Annotated in this window: 13 protein-coding genes; 6 read left to right on the top strand and 7 right to left on the bottom strand. The window is 39.1% G+C overall.

The annotated features are described in order from the left end of the window. Positions 1–52: 52 nt before the first annotated feature. The gene (locus KSMBR1_RS01810) at positions 53–556 is read right to left on the bottom strand and encodes a hypothetical protein (protein ID WP_099323792.1); all 504 of its coding nucleotides are present in this window, start codon (positions 554–556) and stop codon (positions 53–55) included. Then, positions 534–992, bottom strand: coding sequence for a YkgJ family cysteine cluster protein (locus tag KSMBR1_RS01815; protein ID WP_099323793.1), 459 nt, complete (start codon positions 990–992; stop codon positions 534–536). Before KSMBR1_RS01815 ends, KSMBR1_RS01810 begins: the two co-directional genes overlap by 23 nt. A 339-nt stretch (positions 993–1,331) precedes the next feature. Between KSMBR1_RS01815 and KSMBR1_RS01820 the strand changes: the two genes are divergently transcribed. The 4 genes from KSMBR1_RS01820 to KSMBR1_RS01835 all read left to right on the top strand — a co-directional run bounded on the left by KSMBR1_RS01820 (position 1,332) and on the right by KSMBR1_RS01835 (position 5,231). After that, positions 1,332–2,708: a B12-binding domain-containing radical SAM protein gene (locus KSMBR1_RS01820; protein WP_099323794.1), complete on the top strand. Its 1,377-nt coding sequence runs from the start codon at positions 1,332–1,334 to the stop codon at positions 2,706–2,708. A 16-nt stretch (positions 2,709–2,724) separates the two neighbouring features. Next, the gene (locus KSMBR1_RS01825) at positions 2,725–3,780 is read left to right on the top strand and encodes a type III polyketide synthase (RefSeq protein WP_099323795.1); all 1,056 of its coding nucleotides are present in this window, start codon (positions 2,725–2,727) and stop codon (positions 3,778–3,780) included. Positions 3,781–4,071: 291 nt separating this feature from the next. After that, entirely contained in the window at positions 4,072–4,311 is a 240-nt protein-coding gene (locus tag KSMBR1_RS20620) for a hypothetical protein (protein WP_157820312.1), read from the top strand. A 608-nt stretch (positions 4,312–4,919) separates the two neighbouring features. After that, on the top strand, positions 4,920–5,231 hold the full coding sequence (locus tag KSMBR1_RS01835; RefSeq protein ID WP_099323797.1) for an HU family DNA-binding protein: 312 nt from the start codon (positions 4,920–4,922) through the stop codon (positions 5,229–5,231). A gap of 97 nt (positions 5,232–5,328) precedes the next feature. On the opposite strand, the gene typA is transcribed toward KSMBR1_RS01835, so the two are convergent. Continuing rightward, on the bottom strand, positions 5,329–7,179 hold the full coding sequence (gene typA, locus KSMBR1_RS01840; RefSeq protein ID WP_099323798.1) for a translational GTPase TypA: 1,851 nt from the start codon (positions 7,177–7,179) through the stop codon (positions 5,329–5,331). 730 nt (positions 7,180–7,909) lie between these two features. Between typA and KSMBR1_RS01845 the strand changes: the two genes are divergently transcribed. Both KSMBR1_RS01845 and KSMBR1_RS01850 read left to right on the top strand, forming a co-directional pair. Further along, on the top strand, positions 7,910–8,242 hold the full coding sequence (locus KSMBR1_RS01845) for a DUF6883 domain-containing protein (RefSeq protein ID WP_099323799.1): 333 nt from the start codon (positions 7,910–7,912) through the stop codon (positions 8,240–8,242). Between the two features lie 9 nt (positions 8,243–8,251). Next, positions 8,252–8,482, top strand: coding sequence for a DUF4926 domain-containing protein (locus KSMBR1_RS01850; protein ID WP_099323800.1), 231 nt, complete (start codon positions 8,252–8,254; stop codon positions 8,480–8,482). Positions 8,483–8,614: 132 nt separating this feature from the next. Here KSMBR1_RS01850 and KSMBR1_RS01855 read toward each other — a convergent pair whose 3' ends face one another. The 4 genes from KSMBR1_RS01855 to KSMBR1_RS01870 all read right to left on the bottom strand — a co-directional run bounded on the left by KSMBR1_RS01855 (position 8,615) and on the right by KSMBR1_RS01870 (position 13,093). Then, the gene (locus KSMBR1_RS01855) at positions 8,615–9,928 is read right to left on the bottom strand and encodes an O-antigen ligase family protein (protein WP_099323801.1); all 1,314 of its coding nucleotides are present in this window, start codon (positions 9,926–9,928) and stop codon (positions 8,615–8,617) included. A 182-nt stretch (positions 9,929–10,110) separates the two neighbouring features. Further along, a complete protein-coding gene (locus KSMBR1_RS01860; RefSeq protein WP_099323802.1) occupies positions 10,111–11,067 on the bottom strand; it encodes a glycosyltransferase family 2 protein in 957 nt (318 codons plus the stop codon). After that, the gene (locus tag KSMBR1_RS01865; protein ID WP_157820313.1) at positions 11,064–11,951 is read right to left on the bottom strand and encodes a glycosyltransferase family 2 protein; all 888 of its coding nucleotides are present in this window, start codon (positions 11,949–11,951) and stop codon (positions 11,064–11,066) included. Before KSMBR1_RS01865 ends, KSMBR1_RS01860 begins: the two co-directional genes overlap by 4 nt. A 53-nt stretch (positions 11,952–12,004) precedes the next feature. Beyond that, on the bottom strand, positions 12,005–13,093 hold the full coding sequence (locus tag KSMBR1_RS01870; protein WP_099323804.1) for a glycosyltransferase family 4 protein: 1,089 nt from the start codon (positions 13,091–13,093) through the stop codon (positions 12,005–12,007). Positions 13,094–13,137: the final 44 nt, after the last annotated feature.

Consider the following 13,137-nt stretch of genomic DNA (forward strand, 5'->3'; position numbering starts at 1 on the left):
TTTCCGGTTTAAGTCAAGTAATTTCTGCGTAGAGGATTTGATGAACTCTTTCTTAAATATCCGGAGGGAGAATGATGTTGCCGTTTTTCAACGTGTTTGATTTGAATCTCTTAAGTTGTGGGAGAAATGGACTATACTCCCATTCGAGGTGGTATTTATTATAGAGCGTCTTGATTAACCGATGGTATTTTTCATGTATTGATTGGGTTTCATCTTTATGTCTTTCGTCACAATAAAATGCCCTGCAGGAAAGCATCCGAAAGTTCCTGATACTGCATAAATCATTTTTGAGAAATGGACAAACATCTCTTGAAATATCAAAATCGTGAACAGACACATTTTTAGTTACATAATCAACTTCAACACTGCTTGCATACAGCACATGGTCATATTCCCCGAAATTGCCGCACATTCCACATTTATTACATCTGGGATTAATCAAAGACACTTCATGCTCTAAGAGACAATAAAGTTCCTTTAACTCCGAAAACAGTTGATCATTATGAGCTGTTTCCTTTTCTGCAATAATACTATTATCCGGCAAATCGATTTTCATACATTATCAAATTCTTTCGTATTGTTTTCAAATTATGCAACCGCCCTTTATCTATGCCTGCACACTGCCCCTTTAACTTTTCCCACTCGTTCTTTTCTTTGATGTTCGAAGACCAAAAAGGAAACGTTCTGCATTGGCATGGTCTAACTTCATATATAACGCAACCGTTGTTATACATAACGCAATCGCCATTGCCATATTCCACCAAACTAATTCGCCCATAAACATTTCTTAAATATTTTTTTGCAAACATTTCCTGAGTAATTCCCAGAAATCGGGAAATGTCTTTAATCTCTTTGTCATTCACCCAAACAACCCCTGGCTCCCCACGGCAACACTTGCCACACTGCTGGCATTCAAACTGTAGTCCTTTTTTGTACCAGGGCTTACAATCTGCTCCATCCTCTTTATCTTTTGTTTGTTCGCTGCAATCCATATCTCAAATAAATAATTTCTCTTCTATACTTCCCACTTTTTGCGTTTATTCCACACAGTAAAATTTCTCATATATTGAAAATCTATCGGGAAATAACAATACAATTTTAACTTTGAAATGTAAAGGAAGAAATAATGGTAAAACTCCACATTCTGAAGCAATGAATATGTACAATAAACAATTAATAATTCAATAGCTATTAACAAAAAACCATACTAGAATATATTTTTAATCTTTCTGGATGAACGGTAGTTGAAACAATCTGTTTATGGGTTGACATTTTAAGCAGTGAATGTCCTTCTTGTTATCACCAATCGTTATCGCGGTCCAATACCTGTCATGCCCCTCGGAGCATGTATGGTTGCTGATGCCACTGTACGGGCTGGTTATCATGTTCAGGTATTAGACTTAATGTTTGTTCGTAACCCATTACGCGCCCTCTGTTCATCCCTCGATAAAATACAACCTGATGTCATAGGACTCTCTGTACGAAATATCGACAACAATGATATGTTACATCCGGTAGCGTTCTATAAAGATTTGAAACTACTTGTCGATGCAATTCGCACAAAAACGAAAGCTATGCTTATCCTGGGAGGTGCCGGTGCAGGGGTTATGCCAGAACAACTCCTCAATTATACCGGCGCAGATTGGGTAATCACAGGAAACGGAGAGGTTGTCTTTCCCGAAGTGTTGGATGTTCTTTCTAAAAATGAAAAGCCGATTCATGTGCCCGGTATTGCGTGGAATGACAAAACAGGTTTTAAAATAAATGCTCATAGTGGAAGCAATTTTTTATTGAACAACGTAATCCCTGATTTTCGTCGATGGATTAATGTGCCCGCGTATTTATCACGGTTTTCCACTATTCCCATTCAAACGAAACTCGGGTGCCACTTTCAATGTGTCTATTGCACGTATAGAAAACTTGAGGGCATTTCTTACCGGTTATGTGATTCTGAACAGGTAGCAAATGCGATTATTGAATTGACAAAAAGCGGTATGAAAGATATTGAGTTTGTAGACAATGTATTTAATTCCCCTTACGGACACGCACTGGATATCTGTGATTCGATTGCAAAGACTGGAATAAATGCCAGATTCCAAACGGTGGAGTTGAATCCTCTTTTTATTGACGATAAACTTCTTCATGTAATGGAACGTGCAGGTTTTGTTGGTATAGGCATTACCGTTGAAAGCGCTGCCGACCCCGTCCTTGAACGTTTAAAGAAAGGTTTTACCGCGCGTGAGATCTATAGGTCATCTGAAATAATCCGGAAACATACTATGCCTTGTTTATGGATATTTATGTTCGGCGGGCCAGGTGAAACGGAAGACACTGTTATGGAAACACTTGATTTCGCGAAAAGACAAATTCGCCCTGAAGATGTAGCGCTTTTTATGATAGGAATACGCATATATCCAGGTACTGAGCTTGAAAATATAGCACGGTCAGAGGACGTATTAACCGTTTCTCCCCATAACATGCTTGAACCGGTATTTTACTTTTCTCCAACCATTCAGTTGGAATGGTTATTGAAAACAATCCGTTCTGCCATGTCGGTACACATGAATTTTATGACTCCCAAAGCTATCGGTTTGCCGTTCCTTCCTGCTCTGAATCGTATAGGATATTGGCTGGGAATCAAACCTCCTCTCTGGAAAAATACACGATTCATTCGCAGAGGGCTTAGATATTTGGGTAGAGATATATAATGTAATAATCTTGCTTATGTTTAATGAAAATGTATCTATAGCCTCATTATCTACAGTAACACCGCCGTATGTGATAAAACAGGCAGAAGCGGAAGCTTTTCTCGCAAAACATTATGCCAGTAAATTAGGGCCAAAAAGTCTTGCAAGAATGAAAAAGATTTTCGCTCATCCGGGTGTATTATGCAGACATATTGCAACAGATAACATTGAATGCCTTGTCAATGAACCTCCGGATAGTCGTATTACCCGTTTCACAAATTGGGCAATAGAGCTTTCGTCGCAAGCAATTAATGACTCCCTCGCACAGGCTGGTTTAACGAAAGATACCATAACAGGATTGGTAGTAAACACCTGTACCGGATACATTTGCCCGGGAATTTCTACATACCTTATAGAAAAGCTTGGTTTATCTAAACGAATAAGGATTCACGACCTTGTAGGAAGCGGTTGTGGCGGTTCTATCCCCAATCTACAGATTTGTAAAGATATGATACAGTCGAATGGAGATGGAGTGGTCGTAAGTGTTTCGGTAGAAATTTGCAGCGCAACATTTCAAATGGCAGACGATTTGAGTTTAATCGTCTCAAATGCGATCTTTGCTGACGGGGCAGCGGCAACCGTTCTATGGAAACGTCCTGGAATATTTACCTTGGTTGCTTCTGCCAGCAGGTGTGACACTCATCATCGCGAAGATATACGATACATATACAAAAATGGGCAATTGCATAACCAGCTTTCTCAGAAATTACCTGCGATTGCCAGTAAAACTGTTTCTCAGGTTGTAATGGACTTGCTAACACCCTGGAAACTAAAACCTGAGGATATTGAACACTGGGCCTTCCATCCGGGAGGGGAAAAAGTAATCAATGCTATCAGGAACGAGCTGGGACTTTCCGAATCACAACTACAACCAACCCGTGACGTTTTGGCGAGGTATGGAAACATGTCTTCCCCGACAGTATTGTTTGTGTTGCAAGAAATTATAAGGAAAAGCATTGCTCCCGGCGATTGGTGTGTAATGGTAGCGTTCGGCGCCGGGCTGAGCGCTCATGGATTTCTTCTTAGACATTAAAAATCGTCGCAACAGTGGGGTCAAACCTCCATATTTCAATTATCGTAACACTTTAGTCTTTTGAAAAATTCCAATAATAGCAATGTTTGGCGCATAGTGTAGGGACGACGGATGATGAACATCCTTCGTCTTTCGTGCTTCGTCCCTGCTCTTACGTTTTTCAAAAAAACTAAAGTGTTATCCAACTTCTCATTATCCCGCGATATGGGAGCATTCCCGATTTTTTGTAAAAATGCCATTAGCGGGGAGAGGGAAAGGAATAGTAACACAAGCTTCCTGTTTGAGGGTAAAATGCCACAAGCAGGATGTTTGTGTTACAATGTACAATTAGTTAACCAAAAATCGGGAATGCGCCTGTTGTTCAAACTATGTCCCCCGCTGGCGGGGGTGCAGGGGGTGGACTGGATTTCTCCATCGATTCAACTACCCCTTTATTATGAAAACAAATTTGACCCTCTTTCCCACACTCCGCAGACTGGTCAAATGGACAATTTTATACTGTTTCGTGACATGCATTCCCGCAGAACGTAGGAATGAGAAGAAAAATTTATGGCTATTCATGTTATAAACCTCCCTGATTTCCTCCGCAGACAATTCCACCCCCTTAATCCCCCGCCAGCGGGGGACAAGGCTTGCCACATCCCTTGCAGCGTTGTTTTGCCCCAATCACACAAACGGTTACAAAAAATCGGAAATGCTCCTCGCGATATCCTTCGGCTTCCCTTGCAATATGCGGTATTACAGTCATCAACCTGAATAATGAGACCTCCCAAGTTCATTTATGTACCTTTCCCGGCCATACCGCCACTCTCAACTCCGACGACTTGATGTAGAGACGCATTGTATGCGCCTCTACATCAAGAGTAACAACAGAATAAAGTCACTGACAAAGGCGGCCTAATTTATTGAAATGCAATTTTCAAACAGCTAAAATGCTGGAAACGAGTTAAGCTGAAAAGAACTCCCCTTGCTGATTCCCTATTTATGCTAGTTTGCACAAATATATCATACTTATATTTTTTCAGAATGCCCAAAAAATTGCTTGATTCAGAAAGTTATTTACTGTATTCTAACCCCTACTTTAGCTTGTCCTTATGGTTATCTTATATACGCCATATTTTTAGAAAGGAGAAAGTTGTATGAATAAACAGGAGTTAGTTGAGTATGTTGCGAATGAATGTAGTGTTTCTAAGACTTGCGGAGAAAAGGCGGTAAACGCTGTATTGAACGGCATCAAGCAGGGAGTAAAGAAATCGAACGAAGTGCGTCTTATTGGTTTCGGAACCTTTTCAGTAAAAGAAAGAAAAGCACGAAAAGGAAGGAATCCCCAAACGGGAGCAGTTATTAATATTAAGGCAAGCAAAACTGTTAAATTCAGCGTAGGACAAGATTTTAAAAAGGTTGTAGCAAAAGGTGGTTCCGCTTCAACAGGAAAAATGAAAAAGAAGTAATAATTACATATACATTTACTATTATTGTTAAAAAAAGCAGGCTGAAAAGCCTGCTTTTTTTAACAAAACATTATTTGCGTAACGAATCTTCGTATCTTTATGGAATTGCTACCTTTTCAGGGTTCTGTTGCCTGCGTGTGGTTCTCCTTTCATTCTCCGTAAGAAATTTTTTTCTTAATCGAAATGTTTTAGGAGTAATTTCAACCAGCTCATCGTCTTCAATATATTCAAGTGCCATTTCTAGTGAAAATTCTCTGTGCGGAGACAACTTAACGCTTTTCTCTCCGGTAGCCTGTCGGATATTCGTAGCCTTCTTCTCCCTTATCACGTTAACCACAATATCATTCTGTTCACAATGCTCACCAACTATCATCCCTTCATACACTTCTTCACCGGGTTTAACAAACATTATTCCACGATCATGTAAACCCTCCAAAGCGTATGCCGTGGCCTCACCAGCAGCCATAGAAACCAATACGCCCTGCGTCCTGTGCACTATATCTCCTTTGTAAGGTTCGTAATCATAAAAATTATGATGCATAACCGCCTCGCCCCGCGTAGAACTCAACAAACGGTTTCTCAAACCGATTAATCCACGCGAAGGCGCCTTAAATTCAAAATGTGTATATTGTTTTTCCGTCTTCATGCTGACAATTTCACCCTTTCTAGCCCCCAGAAGAGAAATCGCCTGTCCCTCCATTTCTTTTGGCACATCTATAACCACATACTCCATCGGTTCCATTCTCTTCCCGTCTATTTCCTTAAAAATTACTTTCGGTTTTGATACCTGCAATTCATATCCTTCCCTGCGCATGTTTTCGATTAATATTGAGAGATGTAATAATCCCCTTCCTGAAATGCAAAAAGCATCTGGCGAAGCTGTTTCGTCCACCTTAAGGGCAACGTTTGCACGTAATTCCCTAAACAATCTCTCCCTCAAATTTCTGCTGGTAACAAATTTTCCGTCCTTACCACAAAACGGAGAATTATTAACGGAAAATACCATGGAAAGGGTCGGTTCATCAATATGTATCAACGGCATTGCTTGTGGATTTTCAACAGAAGTAATCGTATCACTTATATCAATATTCTCAATTCCCGTTAATGCTATGATGTCTCCAGCCATTGCCAACAGCGTTTTTTCCCTTGATAACCCCACAAACGCAAACAGATCAGTAATTTTATGCAAGGATTGTTTTCCTGTCTTATCAATTCTAACAACTTGCTGGCCGGTGGTAATTGTGCCGGAAAAAATCCTGCCAATTCCAATCCTGCCGACATAGTCATTATAATCAAGCGATGCTATCTGCATTTGCAATGGGAATTCAGCGTCATAACATGGTTTTGGAACAAATTGTATAATTGCATCAAGGAGTGGTCTGATATCGCTGCTTTCATCATCAAGCGATAATTTGGCATAGCCGTTTCGTCCGCTTGCATATACAATTTTAAAATCCAATTGTTCGTCGTTGGCATCAAGGTCCACAAAGAGATCAAACACTTCATTGATTACATCCTGACAACGGGCGTCAGGACGGTCTATCTTGTTAATTACAACAAGAGGATTCAGGTTATAACCAAGGGCTTTTCGCAGTACAAACCTGGTCTGAGGCATGACCCCCTCTGCCGCATCAACCAGCAGCAACACACCATCCGCCATTTTGAGCACCCGCTCCACTTCTCCGCCAAAATCAGCATGTCCTGGCGTATCTATTATATTTATTTTCACTCCTTCGTAATTAATAGCAGTATTTTTTGCCAGTATGGTTATACCACGCTCACGCTCAAGGTCATTCGAATCCATGATTCTTTCACTATGCTGAATCTGCTGATTCACCCTAAACGTACCGCTCTGCTTAAGCAATTGATCAACCAGAGTCGTTTTGCCGTGATCAACATGGGCGATAATAGCTACATTACGAACATTATCTCTTACCGTTTTTGCCATTCTTTTCCTCAAATTTCTTATGGAAACATTACAATGCTTCTCTTGTGAACTCAAAATAAAAAAGCCGCTACGAATAACGAAGCGGCATAGAATAAGATTAACTTTTTATTAAATATACACTATTCCAGATAGATTATTACAGACAATATTTTTTCTGTCAATAAAAATAAACCATCCTGAGGATTTAAGTCACACAGTCTTCCTCATTTTTAGGTTCGGGAAATGCGTTCTTAATTGGCAAGCATAGCATTAGCTATTCCCTGAATGACTGCTTAAAATATCCTTTCTTTTTCTGTTTCCCTCTAATTGAATAATAAGGAACAACACCCCGATAACCTGCCAAAGAAATAAGGATTCAGGGGTTTTCCAGAATATATATATATTGTATTGACCATACAAAAAAAAGATGATGAAGTTGGGACATAGTCATGCAATAGTGTTTCGAAACAATATTTTGTATGTTTTGAAAAAGATGTCGATTTCAATAACCTGCCCTTCGTATTTATCCTTATATCGAATATTAGAATACACAAAGAACTTGAATTTATTATATTTATTCAATATAGTCTTTACTTACATCTGTTGCTCCCTGGTAATGAATGGAATTGGTGTTTCATTCATTTAATAAGGGTTTACAGCAGATCCACACTCTTCTTTCTTTTTACTCATAGATTTTACTGAAGAGCCATAAAGTTATACCACGTAAAATTACTTTCACGTAAGAAAACTAATGAATTTGCCTAATGCAGATCAGGCACAAGTAGATCGTAAAAAAATTACGGAATACTTGTTGTGTACATCACATCCGGATGGGAGCAATAAAGCGGTCTTTTTATCTCAATTTGGTTTCACGCTGGAAAATTGGAGAATATTAGCAGAATCTTTGCGCAAACATGGGGCAACCTATAATGTGGTAAAAGTCGTTGAATCTGAATATGGCACACGTTATAGTGTCGATGGATTGTTAGAAACACCGGATAGCCGCAATCCGTATATAAGGACTGTTTGGATAATAGAAAAAAAGTCTACAACACCAAGATTGATTACTGCACACCCAAAATAGGAGGAAACCATGATAAAAGAGCATGACCGAATTGTTTTGTTGAAAGATTTACCGGAGGATGGTTTACAGGCTGGTGATGTCGGTACGGTTATTCACATTCATCGTCAAGGTGAAGCATTTGAAGTCGAATTTATGACACTTGACGGTGGAACAGTTGCTGTTACAACTTTGCTTTCATCTCAAATACGAGCAGTTAGTAAAAGGGACATAACCCATGTTAGAGAGCTTGCTGTCTCTTGATTAAAAAAGGATTTTACTGAAGCAGACAATATTTTTTCTGTCAATAAAAATAAACCATCCTGAGGATTTAAGTCACACAGTCTTCCTCATTTTTAGGTTCGGGAAATGCGTTCTTAATTGGCAAGCATAGCATTAGCTATTCCCTGAATGACTGCTTAAAATATCCTTTCTTTTTCTGTTTCCCTCTAATTGAATAATAAGGAACAACACCCCGATAACCTGCCAAAGAAATAAGGATTCAGGGGTTTTCCAGAAAATATCAGTTAATCCGTGGGAAATCAGCGAAACAAGACCGGCTGAAACACCTACAAGCAGCATTTTTTCGAATCTATTTTCTGCAATTGATTTTATCGCTTTTATTGTTCTATAAAATATTATGGTAAACATCCATAGGAAGATCGCTAATCCAAATATCCCCGTTTCCACCCACATATGCAGTATAATATTATGCGCATGCGAAAGACTTTCAACCTTTTGCACTTTTTTCTTCTTAATAGTCTTCGCAGGAATATCCCCAAGAGATTTCTTTTCTTTTTCTCTAATCTCCTTTCTGTATGTTTCATATATATCCCTGAAGTTTCTTTTTCCTGGCCCGATCCCCAGCAACGGATGATCAAGAATAATCGCAATCGACGCCTTCCAGCACATCAACCTTTCTCCAAGAATCTTGTTCGACGAAAAGAATTTATCATATTGTGTGATGGTTTTGGCGTGCATGGAATATTTCGATGGCAAAAGCACAAACAATAAAGGACACATAGCAATTATCGCAATGAGCAAGTACTTTTTTTTCAACATGAACGCTATATAAATCACAGCAACCATATTTGCGAACCAGCTTGCCCTGCTCATCGTCAGAACTATTGCATATCCGCTTACAAAAACAAGACATCCAAGCCAAAACCTAACAAATATGCTTCTGTAATAAAAAAACAGACAAATAGCAATCGGCAGGAACAATGAAATATATTTTGCAATCCTTGAGTGATACTTAAATGTAGCAATTAACCTGTCATCTCTTGCGGCAATTCCCGTATAATACCCATACAAACCATATGCACATACCAGCCCACAGGTAATAAGCATTGCCTTTATTATGCGTTTCACTTGTTCAATACTGTGTATTGTATTGACCATACAAAAAAAGATGATGAAGTACGGGACATAGTCGTGCAGGAGTGTTTCGAAACAATACTTTGTATTTTTTGAAAAAATTGATGCTATTATCAGATAAATAAAAAATACCAGTATGGGTATGTTAAGCGCTGTTTTCTCAAAGATAATCCGTTTCTCAAGCACCATCTGATACGCCAGGCATCCAACCATGGTCACCAAACACATCATCTTAATGACATCAGCGCCGAAAGGAAAAAATGTTAAAATAAAAAAATACGTAATAAATGCATACTCTGATACCTGACTTATTTTACTATTTTTCGTATTCATCAATAGTAGTTTTGCCCGCCTATTCCTTAATAATTCGTTACACTTTAGTTTTTTGAAAAATTCCAACAATCAAAAAGTAGGGGCGAAGCATTTGCTGTAAATGGTCATAAATACGTTAATACCCAAACGGGCAAATGCTTCGCCCCCTGCTTTTTCAAAAAACCAAAGTGTTAAAATAATTCTTATTTACCTGGTTTTGCCGACCGTAATCCCATCCAATCAGGACATAACAATACATGCCATTGAAAAAGCCTGCAATATATTGTCAACCGGTATCTCAACTTCCTGCTAAGAAACATAACAATGCCGTTCCCCGCGCTATTGATGATTAAATTGAATAAAATCTTCATAACATACAATATTCTGAAGGTAACGTAAACATCACGGGAATAATTCTTTTTAAAAAAAAGATACAATGACCGGCAATACTCAATTTGCGATTGCCACGGCGCTTTTCTCTTGCTCTCTCCCCCCAGATGAATCACCCTGGCGTCGGGGACATGCCACACTCTCCACCCTGCATTTTTCATGCGATAGCACCAGTCAGTCTCTTCAAGAAAGAAAAAATATCTCTCATCCAATGTACCGACTTTTTTTATTGCCTCATTCCTTACCATAATACATGCCCCTATAACTGATTCTATTTCGACGGGCTGCGTGATGACGCGTTTCTTACTCAGGTATTTATCAGGAAACAACCATCGCAAGAAACTTTTATTCAATAACTCAGATGCCAGGGTTGGATAATTATCAAAACTGTTTTGTTTCATACCGTTTAGTTTTAATAGTTGAACACCGGCAATTCCCGCATCATTATGGGATTCCATAAAAGCATGCAATATCCGCAACGTATTTTTTTCTAAAATCGCATCTGTATTAAGCAATACATAATATTTTGGGGAAATAGCCGTTATTGCCTGATTCACCGCAGCGGCAAACCCCTTGTTTTCCCTGTTCTCTATAATATGCACTCCGGAATACCTGTTACGCACCGCCACAACACTGTCATCTTTCGATCCGTTATCCACGACACAAATTTTAATACTACAATCTGTATCAGATTCATAAACGGATGCAATGCATTTCAACAACAGGTCTTTTGTGTTCCAGTTGACAATAATAATACACAGGTCATTCATGAATGAAACAAGTAGTATCTCAAGGTTCTGATATTAATCGGATCCATTTTCAACGAAAGGCGAAAATTTTCCCTTGCCACAACTTTATCGCCCATTCGCGTATAATGTCTGCCGATTTTAGCATAATGTGCGGCTAAACGTTTTTTATACATTTTTTCGTTAATGCCGTTCTCACTGTCTTTAAACATAGTATATATCTTATCAATGATCACTTTCTGATATTTCAGGACATTATTGCGGTTTTTACTTAGAGATTTGGCACTATGCCTGTATTTCACCAGCGGAACGTCTATGCCAATCGCTTTGTAATAGAATGCGATTCTCAGCCACATGTCCCAATCCTGGCAATTTACCAGTCCAGAATCAAATAAAGCCGTTTTATTAAACACCTCTTTACGAACCACAACGGAAGAACATATTATAAAATTTTGTTCAAAGAATAATTGAGTGAAGATATTGCCAGATGGCAATCTTCTCCTGATCTTTCCTTCCAGAAACTGGCTTTTTGAGTCTATATTTATATGTTTTGAATATACCATTCCAGCATCAGGATTTTTCATGAATTGGTCAATTGACATCTCCAGTTTCTCCGGCATCCAAATATCATCGGCATCAAGGAATGCGACATACTCTCCCTTCGCCGACTGAATGCCCAGATTTCTTGCCGTTGGAAGCCCTTCATTGCGCCCTAAATCAATATACTTTATCTTTTCCATATAAGGCTTCAATACCAGCTTCGTGTTGTCAGTAGAACCATCATCAATCACAACAACTTCATACGCATCGTATGTCTGTGCAAGAACTGATTCAATTGATTCCTGTAAATAAACCGCACAGTTATAGGTAGGCATAATAACAGAAACCAGAGGTTTTTTATTTGCCATAAGCACAGATTACACTTTTTTTGTAATGCATAGAAAACTATCCTTCTTACTATTTATGGCCTGGTGCTCTTTATACATTCTTCATATAATGCGTATATTTCGCCGCCAACATTCTCCAGATCATATTTACGCCCCTGAGCGGCAGAGCGTTTTGAAAATTCAAAAAGCATATCTTTTTGAGAAAATAAGGCAAGTAATCTTTCTGCAATTTCCTTTGGATCATCTCCCGCCACAAACCCATCAATACCGTCATGGACGATTTCCTCAACAAAATCTCTCTTTAGACAGATAGCAGGTTTCCCCAACACCTGACATTGCCTTAAAGCCCTCGCTGTTCCATCAGAACCGGCAACCGTATAAAACATTACGTCAAAGCAATGTACGGCGTCCCAGTAATCCAGTCTCTTGTACCCGCCGAAAATCACACTATCCTCTAATTTATTTTTCTTAACCGGCATTACCGCCAGTTTATTCAGATTAGGGCCCCTTCCCAGCAGTAAAAACTTAATATTTTTACCGGATTCCTTTATTATTTTAACGACTTCAACAACCAGTTCAAATTTTCTGTGATGCTGCACTCTCATGACAAGGCCAACCACAAAATCATCATCATTTAAACCAAATTCCGGCCTGATATTTTTTGGTTTTTTTGGTATTTGATGAATATCCAGCCACGGTTTTAAACAAACTACCTTCCTGAAATCGTTCTGCAGCATATCTCTTAATTTAAGGCTAAATACCGTGAAAACATCCGCCTTTTTGCAAATTGTTTTTTTCAAAAAACCGGGCGGAGTAACATTGAAATCGGTAAATATTTTTACCGCCTTATGCGAACTCCCCAGGTGCACAGCAAGGTCTCTATCACGAAAGAAATGAATGATGTCAGGATCAAATTGTTGAACAACCTGCTTTGCCACACGTCTGTTTCTCATCATTGCGCCAATCCCACCGCGCTTAGCAAGGGTTTGTACCGTTTTTACCCTGCCGGATTCCACATGAAAAATCAAGCCTGTATCCGGAATTTTAGGCACACTCGTCAACAACATAACGTCGGCCTTTTTGCTCATATAATTACACAACTCAACAATAGGCTGCGAAGGCCCCGTCCACTTGTGATCAGAATACAGGTAGAGAATTTTCATAATCAATGCTTTTGTGTATTTTAAATACCGTTATTTCGCAGTGG

Origin of the sequence: Candidatus Kuenenia stuttgartiensis, assembly GCF_900232105.1 — a bacterium.
GTDB classification, from domain to species: domain Bacteria; phylum Planctomycetota; class Brocadiia; order Brocadiales; family Brocadiaceae; genus Kuenenia; species Kuenenia stuttgartiensis_A.

Bases quoted from the DNA above. Each gene is read 5' to 3' on its own strand.
- KSMBR1_RS01825 (WP_099323795.1), top strand. From the start codon at position 2,725: ATGTTTAATGAAAATGTATCTATAGCCTCATTATCTACAGTAACACCG.
- KSMBR1_RS01835 (WP_099323797.1), top strand. From the start codon at position 4,920: ATGAATAAACAGGAGTTAGTTGAGTATGTTGCGAATGAATGTAGTGTT.
- KSMBR1_RS01815 (WP_099323793.1), bottom strand. From the start codon at position 992: ATGGATTGCAGCGAACAAACAAAAGATAAAGAGGATGGAGCAGATTGT.
- KSMBR1_RS01860 (WP_099323802.1), bottom strand. From the start codon at position 11,067: ATGAATGACCTGTGTATTATTATTGTCAACTGGAACACAAAAGACCTG.
- KSMBR1_RS01855 (WP_099323801.1), bottom strand. From the start codon at position 9,928: ATGAATACGAAAAATAGTAAAATAAGTCAGGTATCAGAGTATGCATTT.
- KSMBR1_RS01865 (WP_157820313.1), bottom strand. From the start codon at position 11,951: ATGGCAAATAAAAAACCTCTGGTTTCTGTTATTATGCCTACCTATAAC.
- typA (WP_099323798.1), bottom strand. From the start codon at position 7,179: ATGGCAAAAACGGTAAGAGATAATGTTCGTAATGTAGCTATTATCGCC.
- KSMBR1_RS01850 (WP_099323800.1), top strand. From the start codon at position 8,252: ATGATAAAAGAGCATGACCGAATTGTTTTGTTGAAAGATTTACCGGAG.
- KSMBR1_RS01870 (WP_099323804.1), bottom strand. From the start codon at position 13,093: ATGAAAATTCTCTACCTGTATTCTGATCACAAGTGGACGGGGCCTTCG.
- KSMBR1_RS01810 (WP_099323792.1), bottom strand. From the start codon at position 556: ATGAAAATCGATTTGCCGGATAATAGTATTATTGCAGAAAAGGAAACA.
- KSMBR1_RS20620 (WP_157820312.1), top strand. From the start codon at position 4,072: ATGCCACAAGCAGGATGTTTGTGTTACAATGTACAATTAGTTAACCAA.
- KSMBR1_RS01820 (WP_099323794.1), top strand. From the start codon at position 1,332: ATGCCCCTCGGAGCATGTATGGTTGCTGATGCCACTGTACGGGCTGGT.
- KSMBR1_RS01845 (WP_099323799.1), top strand. From the start codon at position 7,910: ATGAATTTGCCTAATGCAGATCAGGCACAAGTAGATCGTAAAAAAATT.